Annotated in this window: 19 protein-coding genes; 17 read left to right on the top strand and 2 right to left on the bottom strand. The window is 41.2% G+C overall.

Annotation, left to right across the window (positions count from 1 at the left end; genetic code table 11):
• Positions 1–341: 341 nt before the first annotated feature.
• Positions 342–2144 (bottom strand): M3 family oligoendopeptidase, encoded by a 1803-nt coding sequence (locus EL241_RS07025; RefSeq protein WP_040486458.1) that lies wholly within the window; start codon positions 2142–2144, stop codon positions 342–344.
• Between the two features lie 148 nt (positions 2145–2292).
• Between EL241_RS07025 and EL241_RS07020 the strand changes: the two genes are divergently transcribed.
• The 12 genes from EL241_RS07020 (at position 2293) to holA (ending at position 11942) form a co-directional block, all read left to right on the top strand.
• The gene (locus tag EL241_RS07020) at positions 2293–2814 is read left to right on the top strand and encodes a YqeG family HAD IIIA-type phosphatase (RefSeq protein ID WP_003755770.1); all 522 of its coding nucleotides are present in this window, start codon (positions 2293–2295) and stop codon (positions 2812–2814) included.
• A complete protein-coding gene (yqeH, locus tag EL241_RS07015; RefSeq protein WP_036104023.1) occupies positions 2811–3911 on the top strand; it encodes a ribosome biogenesis GTPase YqeH in 1101 nt (366 codons plus the stop codon). Before EL241_RS07020 ends, yqeH begins: the two co-directional genes overlap by 4 nt.
• Positions 3912–3926: 15 nt before the next feature.
• Positions 3927–4751 carry a shikimate dehydrogenase gene (gene aroE, locus EL241_RS07010; RefSeq protein WP_036104026.1) on the top strand — a complete coding sequence of 275 codons (825 nt, stop codon included), beginning with the start codon at positions 3927–3929 and terminating at the stop codon, positions 4749–4751.
• Positions 4748–5041 carry a ribosome assembly RNA-binding protein YhbY gene (gene yhbY / locus EL241_RS07005; RefSeq protein WP_036104028.1) on the top strand — a complete coding sequence of 98 codons (294 nt, stop codon included), beginning with the start codon at positions 4748–4750 and terminating at the stop codon, positions 5039–5041. The genes aroE and yhbY overlap by 4 nt, the downstream gene beginning before the upstream one ends.
• A gap of 13 nt (positions 5042–5054) precedes the next feature.
• Entirely contained in the window at positions 5055–5624 is a 570-nt protein-coding gene (locus EL241_RS07000) for a nicotinate-nucleotide adenylyltransferase (protein ID WP_052009078.1), read from the top strand.
• Positions 5617–6180 (top strand): bis(5'-nucleosyl)-tetraphosphatase (symmetrical) YqeK, encoded by a 564-nt coding sequence (gene yqeK, locus EL241_RS06995; RefSeq protein WP_036104036.1) that lies wholly within the window; start codon positions 5617–5619, stop codon positions 6178–6180. Before EL241_RS07000 ends, yqeK begins: the two co-directional genes overlap by 8 nt.
• 17 nt (positions 6181–6197) lie before the next feature.
• Complete coding sequence (gene rsfS / locus EL241_RS06990) at positions 6198–6554, top strand: ribosome silencing factor (RefSeq protein ID WP_003755779.1); 357 nt, start codon at positions 6198–6200, stop codon at positions 6552–6554.
• A 52-nt stretch (positions 6555–6606) separates the two neighbouring features.
• On the top strand, positions 6607–7341 hold the full coding sequence (locus EL241_RS06985; RefSeq protein ID WP_036104038.1) for a class I SAM-dependent DNA methyltransferase: 735 nt from the start codon (positions 6607–6609) through the stop codon (positions 7339–7341).
• Positions 7342–7432: 91 nt separating this feature from the next.
• Positions 7433–8029: a helix-hairpin-helix domain-containing protein gene (locus EL241_RS06980; RefSeq protein WP_052009079.1), complete on the top strand. Its 597-nt coding sequence runs from the start codon at positions 7433–7435 to the stop codon at positions 8027–8029.
• Between the two features lie 78 nt (positions 8030–8107).
• Complete coding sequence (locus tag EL241_RS06975; protein ID WP_003755783.1) at positions 8108–8590, top strand: ComE operon protein 2; 483 nt, start codon at positions 8108–8110, stop codon at positions 8588–8590.
• Between the two features lie 111 nt (positions 8591–8701).
• Positions 8702–10846 carry a DNA internalization-related competence protein ComEC/Rec2 gene (locus EL241_RS06970; protein ID WP_126320449.1) on the top strand — a complete coding sequence of 715 codons (2145 nt, stop codon included), beginning with the start codon at positions 8702–8704 and terminating at the stop codon, positions 10844–10846.
• A 67-nt stretch (positions 10847–10913) separates the two neighbouring features.
• Positions 10914–11942, top strand: a complete 1029-nt coding sequence (gene holA, locus EL241_RS06965) for a DNA polymerase III subunit delta (protein ID WP_036104041.1) — start codon at positions 10914–10916, stop codon at positions 11940–11942.
• Between the two features lie 96 nt (positions 11943–12038).
• Here the strand turns inward: holA and rpsT are convergent, their stop codons facing one another.
• The gene (gene rpsT, locus EL241_RS06960; protein ID WP_003755788.1) at positions 12039–12293 is read right to left on the bottom strand and encodes a 30S ribosomal protein S20; all 255 of its coding nucleotides are present in this window, start codon (positions 12291–12293) and stop codon (positions 12039–12041) included.
• A 239-nt stretch (positions 12294–12532) separates the two neighbouring features.
• Between rpsT and lepA the strand changes: the two genes are divergently transcribed.
• From lepA to dnaK, 5 genes are all read left to right on the top strand, one after another.
• On the top strand, positions 12533–14365 hold the full coding sequence (lepA, locus tag EL241_RS06955; RefSeq protein ID WP_003755790.1) for a translation elongation factor 4: 1833 nt from the start codon (positions 12533–12535) through the stop codon (positions 14363–14365).
• A 64-nt stretch (positions 14366–14429) separates the two neighbouring features.
• Complete coding sequence (gene hemW, locus EL241_RS06950) at positions 14430–15557, top strand: radical SAM family heme chaperone HemW (protein WP_003755793.1); 1128 nt, start codon at positions 14430–14432, stop codon at positions 15555–15557.
• 122 nt (positions 15558–15679) lie between these two features.
• Positions 15680–16717, top strand: a complete 1038-nt coding sequence (hrcA, locus tag EL241_RS06945) for a heat-inducible transcriptional repressor HrcA (RefSeq protein WP_036104044.1) — start codon at positions 15680–15682, stop codon at positions 16715–16717.
• Positions 16718–16759: 42 nt separating this feature from the next.
• On the top strand, positions 16760–17335 hold the full coding sequence (gene grpE, locus EL241_RS06940; protein ID WP_036104047.1) for a nucleotide exchange factor GrpE: 576 nt from the start codon (positions 16760–16762) through the stop codon (positions 17333–17335).
• An 18-nt stretch (positions 17336–17353) separates the two neighbouring features.
• Entirely contained in the window at positions 17354–19186 is a 1833-nt protein-coding gene (gene dnaK, locus EL241_RS06935; RefSeq protein WP_003755798.1) for a molecular chaperone DnaK, read from the top strand.
• The last annotated feature ends 88 nt before the right edge of the window (positions 19187–19274 follow it).

The raw sequence follows: 19274 nt of genomic DNA, 5'->3' as shown, positions 1-19274 counted from the left end.
TCACTCCAAGCGACGGAAATATAAAGTTATTGTTCACCTAAAATAAAAGCAAAAAGGAATCACATGGAAACACCATTTTCGAAAATGGATTTCATGCGGTTCCTTTGTTATTTGACTTATTGAGTCTTATGATTTCAATGATGAAGCCATTGCTGAAATGGATAATTATCTATCGGTACAATAATAATGGAGTTTAATTTGTGACGTAATCAGAGTATGACTATAAAAAACTGTCTGAAAAATTTTTCGTATTTTTCGTTCGAAAGATTGACGTAGGAGCTTGGCACAGCTTTTAAAAAAACAGGAAAGAAAGATTTTCTTTCCTGTTCTCTATTCTAGTCTCAAAGCTCACTCGTAAGCTCTAAAAATTCATCTACATCTTTTGCTGCTGTCTGAACAGCATTTTCCCAGAAAGCGGGTTCTGTCAGATCAACGCCTAAATGCTTCTTAGCTAATTGTTCTGTCGTCATCGCACCAGTATCGCGCAAGAGGGCGATATATTTATCTTCGTAGCTTGTGCCTTCTTCTAAAGCGATATGATAAATGCCTAGCGAGAACAAATATCCGAATGTATACGGGAAGTTATAGAATGGCACGTCGGCAATATAGAAATGCAATTTCGACGCCCAGAATTGCGGATGGTATTCATCAAGCGCATCCATATAAGCTTCGCGTTGTGCTTCTTCCATTAATGCATTCAAACGGTCAACGGAAAGGACACCTTCTTTTCGCGCTTCATAAAAGCGAGTCTCAAATAAGAAACGTGCATGGATATTCATGAAGAACGCAATACTGCGACCGATTTTATCTTCTAATAATGTGATCTTGTCTTCTTTTGTCGCCGCATCTTTTACCGAAGCATCGGCAATGATCATTTCAGCAAAGGTAGAAGCTGTCTCTGCGACATTCATTGCATAATCCGTATTTTCAAAAGCCTCATCTCGGATCACGTGTGAATGGAAAGCATGACCTAATTCATGTGCAAGCGTAGCGACTGTTCCAGGCGCTCCATCATACGTCATGAATATCCGGCTTTCTTTTTCAAGTGGGAAATCGATACAAAAGCCGCCGGGACGTTTATTGTCGCGATCTTCTGCTTCGATCCATTCTTCCTTGAATGCGTATGCAGCGAATTTCGCCATTTTTGGACTGAATTTGCCAAATTGTTCGATGATAAAATCAGCGCCTTCTTGGTAGCTGTATTTTTTAGGCTCACCAGAGAAGACAAGGGGCGCCTCCACATCGTAGAAGCTTAACTTTTCAAGTCCCAAGATTTTTGCTTTTCTTTCAAGGAAAGTGACGAATTTAGCTTTATGATTGTCAATGACTTGCCACATCGTATCTAACGTTTTTTTATCTAAGCGGTTGTAATCGAGCGGTTCGGCATGGATATCTTCCCAGCCACGCAACTGATACGTTGCTAAACGGAATCCAGCTAAATGATTGAGCGTGTCGCCAAATAAGCGGCTGTTATCCTGCCATGCTTTCGTATACGCGCGAAATACTTTTTCTCGTACAGCACGATCCGGGTGATTGAGCAGGTTAAGTGCTTGCCCCGCAGAATATTCTTTCTCCTCGCCATCTAGATTGACTGTAACACGTACTTTGCCGACGATCGTATCATAATGATCAGACCAACCACGGTAGCCATCGACGGATAAACTATTGATAGCGGCTTCTTGTTCCTTGCTGCCTTTTTTCTTGCGGTTAGTGCGTGCTTCGTTCAAAATAAACTGGATCTCATTCAATCCGTTTTCGTTCAGTAGTCTTTCCCAAACATCATCACGGATCGAAGCGAATTTGTCATACCAATCATCTTCTGCTGTATGCAAAATCGAAAAATATTCATAAACGAGCGAAGCGAGCTCATTCGCTCGTGTGTCGTTCACATCTGCTGAAGCAAGACACTCTAAAAAGTTACTGCTATTAAGAAGCCCTTTTGTAATATCAGCATGCTGATTGACCAATAATAAGAATTCCACGGAATCTTCTTTTCGAGTAGGGATCACCCAATCTTTTATATGTAGTACAAAGCTGTCTAAATCGCTTTTTAACGCTGCAAGACTTTCTTTTAATTCTTCTGAACCGCTTCCTCCTGAATAAATCGCGTCCAGGTTCCAATTCAAAGAATAGGAATCACTCATCTTTATTCCTCCCTTCATAATAGGCCTATTATAGCATTTTTTTTCAAAAGGAAACTACTAAAACCCTAGGAAATACGGAAATTTGACATTTTAGGAGGGAATTGTGATAAAATAATGTAATCATATGAATAAATGAGGTGCCAATGAAGTGCTAAAACAATTTTCACCAGACAAAATGTTAAAGACTCCGTTTGGAATAACAGCAGAACATCTTCGTGAGATGGGGAAAACAACTATTTTGACTGATTTAGACAATACCCTGCTGGCTTGGGATCAGTTAGATGCGACCGATGAAGTCATCAACTGGTTTACGATCTTAGAAGCAGAGGGGATCAAAGTCATGATCCTATCCAATAATAATGAAATGCGGGTAGAACGCGTAGCGAAAGCAGCACGGATCCCTTTTTTGGCAAAAGCAAAGAAACCATTAGCTGGCAATTTTAAAAAAGCGATGGAGGCACTTGACGCAACGCCGGAAGAAACGATCATGATCGGCGACCAGATCATGACAGATATATGGGGCGGGAACCGGCAGCAACTTTACACGATTTTCGTGAAGCCAGTAAAAGAAACGGACGGCTTTATTACAAAGTTTAACCGTATGATGGAACGAATGATCTTAAAATCACTTCGTAAAAAAACAAATCTAAAGTGGGAGGATTCACTTTGACAGAAGAATTAAGATGTATTGGCTGTGGAGCCGTTATTCAAACCGAAGATCCTGAAAAGATCGGCTATGCGCCGAAATCTTCGTTAGACAAAGATACGATTATCTGTAGACGTTGTTTTCGTCTAAAGCATTATAATGAGATTCAAGATGTCTCGCTTACAGATGATGACTTCTTAAAGATCTTGAATACGATCGGAGCGAAAAAAGCGCTGATCGTCTATGTTGTCGATATCTTTGATTTTGACGGCAGTTGGCTACCGGGATTGAACCGTTTTGCGGGCAATAATCCGGTACTATTAGTCGGCAATAAAGCAGATTTGCTGCCAAAATCGTTGAAACACGACAAATTGATAAAATGGATGCGTGGCCGTTCGAAAGAGCTAGGCTTACAGGCAAAAGATGCTGTTCTCGTCAGTGCGGAAAAAAATACTGGCTTTGATGAACTGTTAGATACGATCGACGACTTGCGAGGCGGAGAAGACGTTTATATCGTTGGTTGTACAAATGTCGGGAAGTCCACATTGATCAACCAGATCATCAAACGTGCTTCCGGTGAGAGCAATGTGGTGACCACATCGCAATTCCCTGGAACAACACTTGATAAGATCGAGATCCCGCTTGCAGACGGCAAATTGCTTGTCGACACACCAGGGATCATCAATCATCATCAAATGGCTCATTTTGTTTCTGGAAAAACATTGAAGTTAATGATGCCGAAAAGCGAGATCAAACCGCTTGTTTTCCAATTAAACGAAGAACAAACACTTTTCTTCGGTGCGTTGGCACGTTTAGACTATGAGAGCGGCGGCCGGAAATCATTTGTCGTTTACATGTCAAATCAACTCAAAACACACCGTACGAAATTAGAAAAAGCGACGCAGCTTTATGAAACACAAGCCGGTGAAGTATTAGCACCGCCGACAAAAGAAGAAATCGCGGACTTGCCCAAACTTGTTCCGTATCAATTCCAATTAAAAGAAAAACAAGATATCGTCTTTTCTGGATTAGGCTGGGTAACGGTTCCTGAAGGCAATGTAAAAGTCACTGCCTGGGTGCCAGAAGGAGTCAATGTCAGTATTAGACGTTCGCTTGTGTAGTAAAAGAGGTCAACAATGGAAAAATATGCAGTGATCGGCAATCCAATCAATCATTCCTTATCGCCAAGTATGCATAATGCTGCTTTTCGATCAGAAGAACGTGACGCCAATTATGAAGCGATCCAAGTTTCTGTGGAAGCTTTCGATGCGGAGATCGCCCATCTACTCGCTGGCGATTTTAACGGTTTTAACATCACCGTTCCTTTCAAAGAACGTATCATTCCGCATTTGGATGAACTAAGCCCCTTTGCCAAACGTTGTGGGGCTGTGAATACAGTTATCAAAGCTGATGGGAAATGGCTTGGCGACAACACAGATGGTGCTGGCTTTATGGAAGGATTACGCGAGATCAAAGCAGTCACGAGTGAAGACCGAATCTTGATCATCGGAGCAGGCGGGGCAAGCAAGGCTATTTACTTGGCATTAGCAGATGCATCGCCACAGCAGCTCGTCATCGCCAATCGTACAGTAGAAAAGGCAACAGCTATGGTACAGAAAACACACGAAGCATGGTCGCTTGCAAAAGCAGAAAAATATTTGGCTGATTTTACGATCATTATTCAAACAACATCGATCGGACTGCCAGCGTCTAAAAATGAAACACCGATCCAATTGACAAATTTACAAGCGGGCACTGTGGTGGTCGATATCATCTATAATCCTGCTGAAACTGCTTTTCTAAAGCAGGCAAAGACAAAAGGTGCGGTCATCCAAAATGGTCTGCCGATGTTTATCGGTCAAGGAGCATTAGCCTACCAACGCTGGACGGGACATATGCCCAACCTTGAAGTAATGAAAAAGAAGCTATTAGAAGAACTAGGAGGACAATCATCCCTATGATTTCAGGAAAACAAAAGCGCTACTTGCGCAAAGAAGCACACGAGTTAGAGTCGATTTTTCAAGTTGGCAAAGGTGGCGTCGTGCCTACCATGATTACGCAATTGAATGATGTTTTAGAAGCACGTGAACTTATCAAAGTTTCGATTTTACAAAATTGTGACGTACCGAAAGAAGAAGTGGCAGAATTGATCACCTCACGAACGCACGCAGAACTAGTTCAGATCATCGGCCGAACGATCATTTTGTATAAAGAATCAAAGACTAAAAAGCAAATCATCTTGCCGTCGTAAAGGAGCGAAACAGATGGTTCAAAAAATCGGTATCCTTGGTGGTACATTTAACCCGCCTCATCTTGGTCATTTGATTATGGCTAATGAAGTGAAAGAACAGCTTGATCTCGACAAGATCTGGTTTCTTCCTAATCAGCTTCCACCGCATAAAGAAGAGGAAAACCTCGCAAGTGCTCAGCAACGATTAGAGATGTTGCAGGGAGCTACGGCGAATAATCCTTTCTTTGCGATCGATGAGCGAGAATTGCACCGCTCCGGGAAATCTTACACGTATGATACGATCAAAGCGTGGAAAGCAGAAAGTCCGGAGAGCGAACTTTATTTCATCATTGGTGGCGATATGGTTGAGTTTTTACCTAAGTGGTATAAGATTGATGAACTAATCAAGTTCGTGCACTTTGTCGGGGTAAATAGACGCGGGCATCACCGCAAGTCGCCCTATCCCGTTATCAAGATCGACATTCCTGTGATCGAGATCTCTTCCACGATTATTCGCGATAAAGTAAAACAAAATAGCTCGATCCAATACTTGGTACCTGATAATGTGGCGAATTATATAAAGGAGAATCATTTATATGACTAGGGAACAGATCTTAGAAAAAGTAAAAGCAGCAATGCCTGAAAAACGCTATCAGCATTCACTTGGAGTAGAAAAGACTGCTATCCAGCTTGCCAAGCGTTATCAGGTTTCGGAAGAGAAAGCAAGCCTAGCCGGTATTTTGCATGATTATGCAAAGTATGTAGATGTGCCAAAAGCGCGGCAAATCATCGAGCGTGAAAAGATGGATCCGCGACTGTTAGATTATCATTCGGAACTATGGCACGCCCCAGTTGGCGCTTTTCTTGTACAAACAGAATTCGGCATTACTGATCCAGAGATCTTGCATGCCATCGAATATCATACCACCGGAACTGCGGAAATGTCCGAGTTAGATAAAGTGATCTTTTTAGCTGATTACATCGAACCTGGCCGCGATTTTCCAGGTGTTGAAGAAGCACGCCGCCTTACCCAACAATCGCTGGATGACGGCATGGTCTTCGCGCTTTCCAGAACAATCGTTTACTTGATCGAAAGAGAGCAAAAAGTATTCCCGGAAACATTAGCCGCTTATAATTACTATATTGCACGAAAAAAATAAAGGAGTGACAAATAAATTTGACTAGTTATGATGTACTTATGACAGTTGCAAAAGCAGCTGATGATAAACGCGCGGAAGATATTATCGCAATAGAAATGAAAAAACTATCCAGCATTGCTGATTATTTTATGATCTGCCACGGTAACTCGGACAAGCAAGTAGAGGCGATCGCAAAGGAAATCAAAGATAAAGCGGATGAAAACCAAGTGGAGATCAAACGTCTTGAAGGTGCCGATGAAGCAAAATGGATCTTGCTAGATCTTGGCGATGTGATCGTACATGTTTTCCAACGCGAAGAACGTGCGTATTATAATCTTGAAAAATTATGGGGCGATGCGCCAACTGTGGATGTAACGCCTGCATTTAATTTATAGGTAGCAGAAAGAGATCAATAGATCTCTTTCTTTATGTAAGGAGGAAACTGTGATGAGCTATGAATATTTTCCGGGATTTTATGATCGGTTGATGGATCCTGCCCTGTATCAAAAATGGTTAGAATTTACGCAGCGTCATGTGGACCGGAAAGCGACTAAATTGCTTGATCTAGCTTGTGGGACTGGAGAACTGGCACTTGAATTTGCTTTTGCTGGCTTTGCGGTCACAGGACTTGACCTTTCATCAGAAATGATTGATGTAGCCACGGAAAAAGCATTAGCTGCCGAAGTTCCCATCGATTTTGCGACCCAAGATATGACGACCTTTTCCTTGCCGGAAAGTTTTGATGTGATTACTTGTTACTGCGACTCGCTTAATTATTTAGACACAGAAGCAGCTGTCAAAGCTACCTTTCGAAATGTGGCGAAACAGCTAAATGAATCGGGAACGTTCCTTTTTGATGTTCATTCTGTCTATAAAATGACGACAGGGTTTCATGCTTTCTCATATGGCGATGCGGAAGAAGAAATCGCCACGATCTGGAATTCTTTCCCCGGCGAATCACCACTATCTGTAGAACACGAATTGACGTTCTTTCTTTTGGATGAAGAAAGCGGAACATATACAAGAGTAGATGAATTACATAAAGAACGCACCTTTCCAAAGGAACAATACATAGCTTGGCTCGATGAAGCCGGTTTTTCGAAAATTGAAGTTTATGCCGATTTCACAGATAATCAGCCTACTGAAACAAGTGAACGGATCTTTTTTGTAGCGAAGAAATAATTCTCAGGATTATTTCTTTTTTTTATGTGACCAACTGGAAAAAGGGAAATCGACATTCGGGTGGAAAAAGTAGTTAAAGGAGGCAGACAACATGAATATTTATTTGCGGAAGTATACCAAACAACTCATAACTGCCGGCATTGCTCTGATCGGTGCCCTCTTACTTTTTTGGTTTTTAACGAGGACTGAAGCACCTGTCGCTGAAGCTACGCCAAAACCAGTGGATCAAACTAAAGCAGCCGAATCTGAAACGCCAAAATCATCAAAAACGATTGTAGTAGACATTAAAGGAGCAGTAAGCAAACCTGGCGTTTATCAGGTTGCTAAAGATGCTAGAGTACAGGATCTAGTCCACTTGGCGGGTGGGGTAAACCAAACAGCCGATATGAAGCAAATCAATCTGGCTGCCAAACTGAAAGATGAAGAAAGTATTTACATTGCCAAAATCGGCGAGATAGCAGAACAAACCGATACAGATAAACAGACGAAAGATGCTACCGTTAATATCAATACTGCCTCTCTACAAGAACTACAAGGTATTCCAGGCGTCGGCCCAGCAAAAGCACAAGCCATCCTTGAATACCGCGAATCAACCGGTTTGTTTCAAAAAGTGGAAGATTTAAAGAATATTTCTGGATTTGGTGAAAAGACCATTGAGCGCTTAAAAAACTTTATTGCAGTAAAATGACGAGAAAAGATTGACGGTTATTTAACGTTAGCACTATACTAGTTTTAATGATGTCTAATTGCTAAAGGAGTTTTTAATATGCAAAGAATTGCGTGGGATCAATTTTTCATGGCGCAAAGCTATTTGATTTCTACACGAAGCACGTGTACCCGTTTAATGGTAGGTGCTACAATCGTTCGCGACAAACGAATTATTGCAAGTGGCTATAATGGCTCGATCGCAGGTGGAGATCACTGCACGGAACATGGCTGCTACATTGTAGACGGTCATTGTATCCGTACGATCCATGCTGAAATGAACGCAATCCTCCAATGTGCGAAGTTTGGTGCTTCTACTGATAATGCAGAACTATATGTAACCCATTTTCCTTGCATATCCTGCTGTAAATCAATCATTCAAGCAGGAATCAAGACGGTTTATTATGGTGAAGATTATAAAAATCACCCCTATGCGGTAGAACTTTTTGAACAAGCGAATGTCACGACCAAAAAAGTAGAAATGAGTAAAGACATCTTTGATCGTGAACCATTTACCTCTGAAAATATAACAGAAGCAAAGTAAATACACCAAAGAGCGGAGGCGAACGGACTGCACAAACCTCTAAGTACGCTTTTTCTGACGCTGATTCTCAGCATCACACTGTTTCATTTTTATCCACAAACTGCAATCTTAATGTGCAGCTTTAGCTGCTGCGCATTTGCTGTTTTTAAAAAAAGAATATGGCTGCTGGTCGCTTTTATCACCCTGTTATACCTGCTTTTCTTACAATGGACACATCATGGCGATTCACAGTTGCAAAGTAGAAGTGAACGGAATGGCTACATCTCAGAGCGGCTAGACATAGACGGAAACCAATTTCGAACGGTTCTCCAGACCTCGACTGGAAGAATCCAAGTAACCTATAAAATCAATCAGCTCTCCGAAAAAAAGCAACTGCAGAAGCTAGAATATGGAAATTATCTTTTTTTAAAGGGGGAAATAACTCCTCCACAGAAGAGTAGAAATTTTGACCAGTTCGATTATGCTGCTTTTCTAGAAAAAAATAATATTAAGGCGGTTTTTCAAGCAAAAGAATTGCGGATAGGTACTAAAAAGCGTAATACACCGCTATTACTCATAAAAAACTACCGCCGCTTTTTGTATACGCATATCGAAAATACATTACCACAACCAACAAGCGCTTATACTGCTGCATTAGTACTTGGAGAACGCACTAACTTTTCCGAAGAAAGCTACCGGGACTTCCAAGAACTAGGAGTTGTGCATTTATTAGCGATATCCGGCCTGCACATCCAAGTACTTTTAAAAGCAGTATACTATCTGCTGATTCGCATCCGGCTACCGCATGAATATGCAAAAATCAGTATTGTTATCTTTATTCCCTTCTATATTTTTTTGACAGGGGCAGGACCATCAGCTACGAGAGCCGGTATTATGGCGTTGCTAAGCTATCTATTACCGCTTTTTATGAAGAAAATCGATCCCTTTACCGCACTTTGTGCCAGTGGTATAATCTGCTTATTTATTCGCCCTATGCAGCTGTTTGATGTGGGATTCCAGCTGAGTTACGCACTGACAGCAGGTATTATTCTTTCTAATCAAAAAATCTTACGCCGCTTTACCTCTAATTGGAGCCAGATGTTTGTGCTTTCTTGGATCACAACATGGATCTCTATCCCCATTGTCTGTTATCACTTTTATCAAATCTCCTGGACAGGTATTTTTCTCAATTTGATTTATGTTCCATTATTTGTTTTTTTCGTCCTCCCATTATCCTTTCTCTCTTTTTGCTTCCCGATAGCAGCAGTTTATGGCAATCCTTTACTGCTTTTCATGGAAAAAATCACGCATTATCTCGGCAGCATTCCGTATCAAGTGCTGATAACTGGAAGGCCCCATCCAAGTTTGATTATCGCTATTCTTGCATTGATCTATCTTTTCTTTCTCCTTTGGGAAAATCGAAAAACCTCCCGCTACATTTGCCTTATTGCTGTTTTCGTATTGCTGCTTCTAAGTAAAAGTAATTGGATAGGGAAGGTAACATTTATTGATATTGGTCAAGGGGACAGTATTTTGATTCAATTACCAAATAACAAGGGGAATTACCTCATTGATACTGGCGGACAAATGGCTTTCCAACAAGAAAAATGGCAAAAACGACGGCGCGATTTTACAATTGGAAAAAATATCCTTGTCCCCGTCCTGAAATCAAAAGGAATCGGAAAATTGGATAAAGTGATCGTAACACATAGTGATGCAGATCATATGGGAGCACTCGAAGAATTGGAAGCAGAAATAACCATGAAGCAGTTATATCATGGAGAGGGCGCAGAACAGAAGAAAATCCTGCAAAAAGCCTTACAAAAATGGCCTTCTTCTAAAGTACACACAATGAGAGCGGGAGACAGTTGGGACATAGGCGACGGCATCCATTTTGAATGCCTCTACCCATCCAAACAAGGAAAGGGAGAAAACAACGATTCACTTGTTATCAAAGCAAACCTAGATGGAAAAACATGGTTGTTCACGGGCGACTTGGAAGCGGAGGGGGAGGTACAGCTATTGAATAAAGCAATTCGAGCGGATATATTAAAAGTTGGTCACCACGGTAGTAAAACTTCTACGTCCCTTGCATTTGCTAAAACTGTAAATCCAAGAATAGCTATTATCTCCTGTGGCGTAAACAATCGCTTTGGTCATCCGCATCGGCAAACATTAGCGACGCTGCGGCAGATAGGCGCAGTTGTGTACCGTACCGATCTGCAAGGCGAGATTCGTTATACGTTTGGACAAGGTTTTACATTCAAATTAGACTAGGGCTTGTCATCTTCCGAAAGATGCCTTACGATAGAAGGATAATAAAGTAGGAAGGTGCTAGGGAGATATGTTAGCTGAATGGAATCGTATCAACAAAGGAGAGCTCGCTCCGCTCTATCTTATTATCGGAACAGAGGATTATATTATCAATGAAACCAAAAAGAAATTAAGTGACCAAATCTTAGAAGCAGAAAATTCGGAATTTAATTATGCCAATTTTGATTTAGAAGAAACGCCTGTCGAAACGGTAATCGAAGAAGCGGAAAGTATGCCTTTTTTCGGAGATCGTCGTTTGGTGATCGCCAGTAATCCCGTTTTTCTAACTGCTGAAAAAACAAAATCCAAAATCGAGCATCGAACAGAGAATTTGGAACGCTATCTCGCAGAACCAGCGCCTTATTCTGTGTTATGTATTATCGCGCGTACACCTAAATTAGATGAACGGAAAAAACTGACAAAATTAATAAAAAAACAAGCAACTGTGATCGAAGCAAAACCGCCAGCAGAAAAAGAATTGAAGCAGTGGCTCATGAATGAAATCACAAAAGCAGAAATGAAGATTGAACCTGCTGCGTTGGATCGCTTGATCGAATTGACCAATATCAATTTGACTACTAGCATGAACGAACTGCAGAAATTAATGCTTTACGGCCAAGAAGAACGGCTTGTGACAGTGGATAGTGTCGAACAACTCGTAGTTCGCTCGCTGGAACAAAATATTTTTTTATTGCTGGATAAAATGATCGCCTTTGATATTGCCGGAGCCTTGCGTATTTATTATGATCTTTTAAAGCAAAAAGAAGAGCCGATTAAGATTATGGCATTGATCGCAAGTCAGTTTAGACTGCTTAATCAATTAAAAATATTGGAAAAGCAAGGATATAGCCAGCAGCAGATGGCAACTAAATTACGGGTTCATCCATTTCGTGTGAAATTGGCTAGCAGACAAGCTCGTAATTTCAGTCAGCCAGACCTGGATTTCATTTTAAAACAACTCGCAGCTATTGATTATGAACTGAAAACTGGTTATGGAAATAAAGAACAGAAATTTGAATGGTTTTTATTTACACTACACGACAAACGAAAAGTTAGATAAAAAAATCCCGCTGAGTATCCAATGACATTCGATAACTAGCGGGATTTTTTATAAAATGAAAAACACCACACATAAGGTGTGATGTTTGCTTCGCTATTATTTAGCTAATTTAGCAGCTAAACGGGATTTGTTGCGAGCAGCATTGTTTCTGTGGATCAATCCTTTGCTTGCAGCGCCATCCAATTTTTTGCTTGCTTCTACATACAATTCTTGTGCGTTGTCTGCATTAGTTGCAGCTGCTTCTTCAAATTTCTTGATAGCAGTACGCATTGCGGAACGTTGTGCAGCATTGCGGCTGTTACGAGTCTCAGTTGTTTTTACACGTTTGATTGCAGATTTGATATTTGGCATTCCATTCACCTCCGTCCAGACTAATGAGGTACTATTTATTTACTTCAAGATACCTTTAATTTTATTCAGAACACAAGTAATTATACCGAAAGTATCTTCATAATGCAATAATACTTTTCGATTTTATAGAAATTTATCATTAAATCCAAAGAGAGATTGAAAGTTATGGCATCTACTGCTATAATCAAGGTTAGTTTGCCATCGGAAATTGAGATGAGTTCTTATCAGGAGCTGGAGATATGAATAAAGAAGAAATGCAAGCACGACAACAAAAAATAAGAAACTTTTCCATCATTGCTCATATCGATCATGGGAAAAGTACACTTGCCGACCGCATTCTGGAGAAAACCAATGCGTTGACCCATCGTGAAATGAAAAGCCAGTTATTGGATTCGATGGATTTAGAACGTGAACGCGGGATCACTATTAAATTGAACGCCGTACAATTGAATTATCAAGCAAAAGATGGAGAAACATACATTTTTCATTTGATCGATACACCGGGACATGTCGATTTCACCTATGAGGTGTCGCGAAGTCTAGCTGCCTGTGAAGGCGCTATTTTAGTCGTTGATGCTGCCCAAGGGATTGAAGCACAGACACTTGCCAATGTCTACTTGGCACTTGATAATGATTTGGAAATATTGCCTGTCATCAATAAGATCGATCTTCCTGCTGCTGATCCGGAACGTGTTCGCGAAGAAGTAGAAGACGTGATTGGACTGGATGCAAGTGAAGCTGTCCTGGCTTCGGCAAAATCAGGGATCGGCATCGAAGAGATTCTAGAGCAGATCGTTGAAAAAGTTCCTGCACCAGGAGGAAGCATTGACAATCCTCTGAAAGCGTTGATCTTTGATTCGATTTTTGATCCATATAAAGGCGTTATCGCGAATATTCGGATCATGGACGGAATGGTAAAAGCCGGTGATACGATTCAAATGATGGCGACCGGTAAAGAGTTTGAAGTAACCGAAGTAGGTGTATTCACGCCGAAAACGACCCCGCGCGATAGTCTAATGGTAGGGGATGTAGGTTATATTACTGCTGCTATCAAAAATGTCGCAGATACGCATGTCGGTGATACGATCACACTTGCAAACAATCCTGCAAAAGAAGCGCTACCAGGTTATCGCCGTTTGAACCCAATGGTGTACTGTGGCCTTTATCCGATCGACTCCTCACGCTATAATGATTTGCGTGATGCCCTTGAAAAGCTAGAATTGAATGATTCAGCGCTACAATATGAAGCTGAAACTTCTCAAGCACTTGGATTTGGTTTCCGTGCTGGATTCTTAGGCTTACTGCATATGGAAATCATTCAGGAGCGGATCGAGCGCGAATTCAATATCGATTTGATCACTACGGCTCCGAGTGTTATCTATCATGTCAAAATGACTGATGGTTCCGAGATCGTGGTGGATAATCCAGCTGACATGCCGGATCAAACGAATGTTGCCAGCGTGGAAGAACCTTATGTAAAAGCAACTGTCATGGTACCGAATGATTATGTCGGTGCTGTAATGGAGCTGGCGCAAAATAAACGTGGCAATTTCATTACAATGGAATATTTGGATGATATTCGCGTGAGTATTATTTATGAGATCCCATTATCTGAGATCGTCTATGATTTCTTTGATCAGTTAAAATCCAGTACAAAAGGCTATGCGTCGTTTGATTATGAGCTGATCGGTTATAAAGAAAGCAAGCTAGTCAAAATGGATATTCTCCTTAATGGCGAGAAAGTCGATGCGCTCAGCTTTATCGTTCATCGTGATTTTGCTTATGAGCGCGGCAAGATCATTGTTGAAAAGTTAAAAGAACTTATTCCTCGGCAGCAGTTCGAAGTTCCGATCCAATCCGCGATCGGCACAAAGATCGTTTCGCGTTCGACCATCAAGGCGCTGCGTAAAAACGTCCTTGCAAAATGCTACGGCGGCGATGTTTCCAGGAAACGTAAATTATTAGAAAAACAAAAAGAAGGTAAAAAACGGATGAAATCGATTGGTTCCGTGGAAGTTCCGCAAGAAGCCTTTATGGCGATCTTGAAGATGGATGATTCCCCTTCCAAATAATAAAATGAAAAAGAGTTGTCAGCATATACTGGCAGCTCTTTATTAGAAAGAAGGCCTTGTCAAAATGAGTTCTGTTTATATCCATATCCCATTTTGCGAACATATTTGTTATTATTGCGACTTTAATAAAGTCTTTTTAGAAGGTCAACCGGTGGATCGTTATGTCGATTTGTTGATCAGAGAAATGGAAATGGTAACAGGAAAGCAAGAATTAGAACCGATCGATACAGTATTTGTAGGTGGAGGGACACCAACGACATTAAATGAAAAACAGCTTGCCCGCTTATGCACAGCTATTCACCGACTTTTGCCACTACGGGAAAACGCGGAGTTTTCCTTTGAAGCAAATCCAGGCGATTTGTCGCTCGAAAAAATCCAGGTTTTGAAAGACCATGGCGTCAACCGTATCAGTATGGGCGTGCAGAGTTTTAATAATGAGTTGCTAAAAAAAATCGGCCGGATCCATACCACAAAAGATGTGTATCAGTCTGTCGATAATCTCCGAAAGATCGGTTTGGATAATGTCAGCATCGATTTGATTTTCAGCTTGCCGACACAAACCTTCGCTGATTTTAAAGATACGCTCACGCAAGCACTTGATCTGGATCTACCGCATTATTCTGCCTATTCGCTCATTATCGAGCCAAAAACGATTTTTTATAACTTGATGCAAAAAGGGCAGTTGATCTTGCCGAAACAAGAAATCGAGGCGAATATGTACGATACCTTAATGAATGAAATGGAAAAACACGGCCGCAGACAATATGAGATCAGCAATTTTGCTAAACCAGGTTTTGAAAGTAGACACAATATCGTTTACTGGAGCAATGAACATTACTATGGTTTCGGTGCAGGAGCGCACGGTTATCTGGGCGAACAGCGTTACAGCAATTTTGGGCCGATCAAAAAATATATGGAACCGCTCGAAAACGGGGAACTTCCTGTTTTCCAAAGTAGAGTATTGCCGCTTCAAGAGAAAATGGAAGAGGAGATGTTCCTAGGTTTGCGGAAAGTGGACGGCGTATCAAAAGCGCATTTTTTGCAAAAATTTGGACAGAATTTGAATGATGTCTTCCCGCATGCAATCGAAAAGACACTTGCGGAAGGTTTATTATATGAAAATGAGGAGCGGATCGCTCTTACTCGTGACGGTCGTTTTTTAGGAAATAATGTTTTCCAAGAATTCATTTGACCTTCTTTGACAAAATATAAAAAAACAAGTGTTTTCTGTTGACTATCACCATATTGTTTGGTAAATTAATAATTGTATTTAGCACTTAGAAGTTCAGAGTGCTAAAAATAGAGGTGATAATCATGTTAACGGAAAGACAGCTGTTGATTTTTCGTGCAATTATTGATCACTTTACCTGGACCGTGCAGCCAGTAGGTTCCAAAAACTTGATAAAAGAAAAGAATCTGCCGTACAGTTCAGCGACGATTCGCAATGAGATGGGTGTCTTGGAAGAGCATGGTCTGATTGAAAAGACCCATTCTTCTTCCGGAAGAGTTCCTTCTGAAAAGGGATATCGCTTTTACGTCGATTATTTGTCCCAACCACAAACATTGACTAGCCAAGACAGACAGATCATCGGATCTTTGTTTTCCAATGATTACGTGGAAATGGAGCAGCTGATCCAAAATTCAGCTTCGATGTTGTCCAACTTGACACATTATACTTCCATTCTGCTAGGACCTGCCACAGCGACGAATCGACTTAGCGGTTTTCGCTTTGTACCGATCAATCAGCATCAGGCGATGTTGATCTTGATAACGGATCAGGGGCACGTCGATAATCATTTGGTATCTATCCCGGAAGGCATCTCGTTAAGCGATCTGGAAAAGATGGTCAATATTTTCAATGAACGCTTAGTTGGTGTCCCGGTCGAACGACTTCGTTCTCAGATACCAGTGGAAGTAACGAAATTGCTTGAAAAACATGTAGCCAATCATGAAAAACTGCTTGGGATACTAGATAACCCTTTGCAGCAATTTATGCAAAACAAAGTTTATTTTGGCGGAAAGACCAATATGCTCCACCAACCGGAATTCCATGACATCGATAAGATCCGCGATTTTCTAGGGCTGCTGGAAGAGGAACAAAACATTTATGAATTGTTTCGCGATATCCCAGACAGCCTGCAAGTGAAGATCGGACGCGAGATCGATAATCGAGTGATGGATGATTGTAGCATTATTACGGCTACGTATAAAGTAGGCGGGGAAAGTGTTGGCGGAATCGTTTTGCTTGGCCCTACACATATGGAATACAGCCGGATGATGGGACTGGTAGATGTTTTCAGCCGCGATTTGACAAATGTTTTGACGAAACTCTATTTAGAGAACCAAAATTAAGAGAGGACTGGAAGGCGAACGTTTTTCAGGAGGTGACCAAAAGTGTCTGAATCAAAAAACAAGCAAGAAAAAGTAGAAGAAGAAATTGAAAAAGAAGCGCAAGTAGATTTGGAAGAAGTTTTAGCGGAAGAAGAAGCTACAACTGAAAAAACAGAAACAGATCCATTAAAAGAAGAAATCGAAACGCTCAAAGCACAATTAGAAGAGCAGGAAAATCGCTATCTTCGTCTGCAAGCGGATTTTGACAATATCAAAAAACGCCACATTGCAGAGCGTGAAGCGATCCAAAAATACCGTTCCCAAAATTTGGCACAAGATCTTTTGCCAGCGCTTGATGGTTTTGAAAAAGCATTGGCATCTGCTAGTGAAACGCCAGAAACAAAAGCACTGCTTACTGGTATGGAAATGGTATATAAACAAATTCTGCAAGCACTTAAAAATGAGGGGATCGAACCGATCGAAGCGGTCGGCGAACAATTTGATCCTAATTATCACCAAGCAGTGATGCAGGACAGCGATGATAGCGCAGAAAGCAATAGCGTTACCGCAGAACTTCAAAAAGGTTATAAATTGAAAGATCGGGTTATTCGCCCGTCAATGGTTAAAGTAAATCAGTAAAAACAGGAGGAATTTAACATGAGTAAAATTATTGGTATTGACTTAGGTACAACAAACTCAGCCGTGGCAGTTTTAGAGGGCGGCGAAGCAAAAATCATCCCAAATCCAGAAGGTGCAAGAACGACCCCTTCTGTTGTCGGTTTTAAAAATGGCGAACGTCAAGTCGGGGAAGTTGCCAAACGTGCAGCAATCACAAACCCGAATACAGTAAGCTCGATCAAACGCCACATGGGTACAGACTACAAAGAAAAAGTAGAAGACAAAGAATATTCACCGCAAGAAATCAGCGCGATCATTTTACAATACTTAAAAGGCTATGCAGAAGATTATCTTGGTGAAAAAGTAGACAAAGCAGTTATTACCGTTCCGGCTTATTTCAATGATGCGCAACGTCAAGCAACAAAAGATGCTGGTAAGATCGCAGGGTTGGAAGTAGAACGTATTATCAATGAACCAACAGCAGCAGCACTTGCTTATGGTCTTGATAAAACAGAGCAAGACCAAACGGTATTAGTATTTGACTTGGGTGGTGGTACGTTTGACGTATCGATCCTTGAACTTGGTGACGGCGTATTTGAAGTTCATTCTACAGCCGGCGACAACTTGCTAGGTGGCGATGATTTTGATAAAAAAATCATTGATTTCCTAGTAGCAGAATTTAAAAAAGAAAATGGCATTGACTTAGGTCAAGATAAAATGGCATTGCAACGTTTGAAAGATGCTGCTGAAAAAGCGAAAAAAGATCTTTCCGGCGTAACAAGCACACAAATCAGCTTGCCATTTATCACAGCAGGAGAAGCTGGACCACTTCACTTAGAAGTAACGTTGACACGTGCTAAATTTGATGAATTAACTAAAGATCTTGTAGAACGCACGATCGCACCAACTCGTCAAGCACTAAAAGATGCGAACCTATCCGCAAGCGATATCGATCAAGTTATCTTGGTTGGGGGTTCTACACGTATCCCAGCTGTTCAAGAAGCGATCAAAAAAGAATTAGGGAAGGAACCACACCGCGGTGTGAACCCGGATGAAGTTGTTGCAATGGGCGCAGCTATTCAAGGTGGCGTGATCACTGGGGATGTAAAAGACGTTGTGTTACTAGACGTAACACCACTTTCTCTAGGTATTGAAACAATGGGTGGCGTGATGACGACGTTGATCGAGCGCAATACGACGATCCCAACATCGAAATCACAAGTCTTCTCTACAGCAGCTGACAACCAACCAGCTGTAGATATCCACGTTCTTCAAGGGGAACGTCCAATGGCGAAAGACAATAAGACATTGGGTCGCTTCCAATTGGCTGACATTCCAGCAGCTCCACGTGGTGTTCCGCAAATCGAAGTATCTTTTGATATCGATAAAAATGGTATCGTAACAGTTCGTGCGAAAGACCTTGGAACTGGTAAAGAGCAAAATATTGTTATCAAATCCTCTTCAGGTCTAACAGACGAAGAAATCGAGAAAATGGTCAAAGATGCAGAAGCAAATGCGGAATCCGACCAAAAAGTAAAAGAAAATGCAGAACTTCGCAACCAAGCAGACCAACTAGTGTTCAGTGTCGATAAAACATTGAAAGACTTAGAAGGTAAAGTGGATGAAGAAGAAGTGAAAAAAGCAGAAGCAGCTCGTGATGAATTACAAGAAGCATTGAAAGGCGAAGACTATGACGTGATCAAAGAGAAAAATGACGCGCTTAACGAAATCGTCCAAGCACTTACTGTAAAACTTTACGAACAAGCAGCAGCGGAGCAACAAGCAAATGAAGGCGAAGCTGGCGAGAAAAAAGATGACGTTGTCGATGCAGAATTTGAAGAAGTAAATGACGACGATAAAGAAAATAAATAAGTAGTTTAGATGCCTTATCCCCAAAAAGTCAAAGTCTATCCTGACTTTGACTTTTTGGCTGATAATGGAGTAATATCTAGAAGAGGAG

Origin of the sequence: Listeria grayi (genome assembly GCF_900638015.1) — a bacterium.
GTDB classification, from domain to species: Bacteria; Bacillota; Bacilli; order Lactobacillales; family Listeriaceae; genus Listeria; species Listeria grayi.
The sequence above is the reverse complement of the archived record's forward strand: the minus strand, read 5'-3'. Positions and strand labels throughout refer to the sequence as shown.

Excerpts from the sequence above, each read along its gene's own strand:
- rpsT (WP_003755788.1), bottom strand. The coding sequence starts at position 12,293 with ATGCCAAATATCAAATCTGCAATCAAACGTGTAAAAACAACTGAGACT.
- aroE (WP_036104026.1), top strand. The coding sequence starts at position 3,927 with ATGGAAAAATATGCAGTGATCGGCAATCCAATCAATCATTCCTTATCG.
- lepA (WP_003755790.1), top strand. The coding sequence starts at position 12,533 with ATGAATAAAGAAGAAATGCAAGCACGACAACAAAAAATAAGAAACTTT.
- EL241_RS06970 (WP_126320449.1), top strand. The coding sequence starts at position 8,702 with ATGTGCAGCTTTAGCTGCTGCGCATTTGCTGTTTTTAAAAAAAGAATA.
- EL241_RS06985 (WP_036104038.1), top strand. The coding sequence starts at position 6,607 with ATGAGCTATGAATATTTTCCGGGATTTTATGATCGGTTGATGGATCCT.
- EL241_RS06975 (WP_003755783.1), top strand. The coding sequence starts at position 8,108 with ATGCAAAGAATTGCGTGGGATCAATTTTTCATGGCGCAAAGCTATTTG.
- dnaK (WP_003755798.1), top strand. The coding sequence starts at position 17,354 with ATGAGTAAAATTATTGGTATTGACTTAGGTACAACAAACTCAGCCGTG.
- EL241_RS06980 (WP_052009079.1), top strand. The coding sequence starts at position 7,433 with ATGAATATTTATTTGCGGAAGTATACCAAACAACTCATAACTGCCGGC.
- hrcA (WP_036104044.1), top strand. The coding sequence starts at position 15,680 with ATGTTAACGGAAAGACAGCTGTTGATTTTTCGTGCAATTATTGATCAC.
- EL241_RS07000 (WP_052009078.1), top strand. The coding sequence starts at position 5,055 with ATGGTTCAAAAAATCGGTATCCTTGGTGGTACATTTAACCCGCCTCAT.
- holA (WP_036104041.1), top strand. The coding sequence starts at position 10,914 with ATGTTAGCTGAATGGAATCGTATCAACAAAGGAGAGCTCGCTCCGCTC.
- hemW (WP_003755793.1), top strand. The coding sequence starts at position 14,430 with ATGAGTTCTGTTTATATCCATATCCCATTTTGCGAACATATTTGTTAT.
- yhbY (WP_036104028.1), top strand. The coding sequence starts at position 4,748 with ATGATTTCAGGAAAACAAAAGCGCTACTTGCGCAAAGAAGCACACGAG.
- yqeK (WP_036104036.1), top strand. The coding sequence starts at position 5,617 with ATGACTAGGGAACAGATCTTAGAAAAAGTAAAAGCAGCAATGCCTGAA.
- EL241_RS07025 (WP_040486458.1), bottom strand. The coding sequence starts at position 2,144 with ATGAGTGATTCCTATTCTTTGAATTGGAACCTGGACGCGATTTATTCA.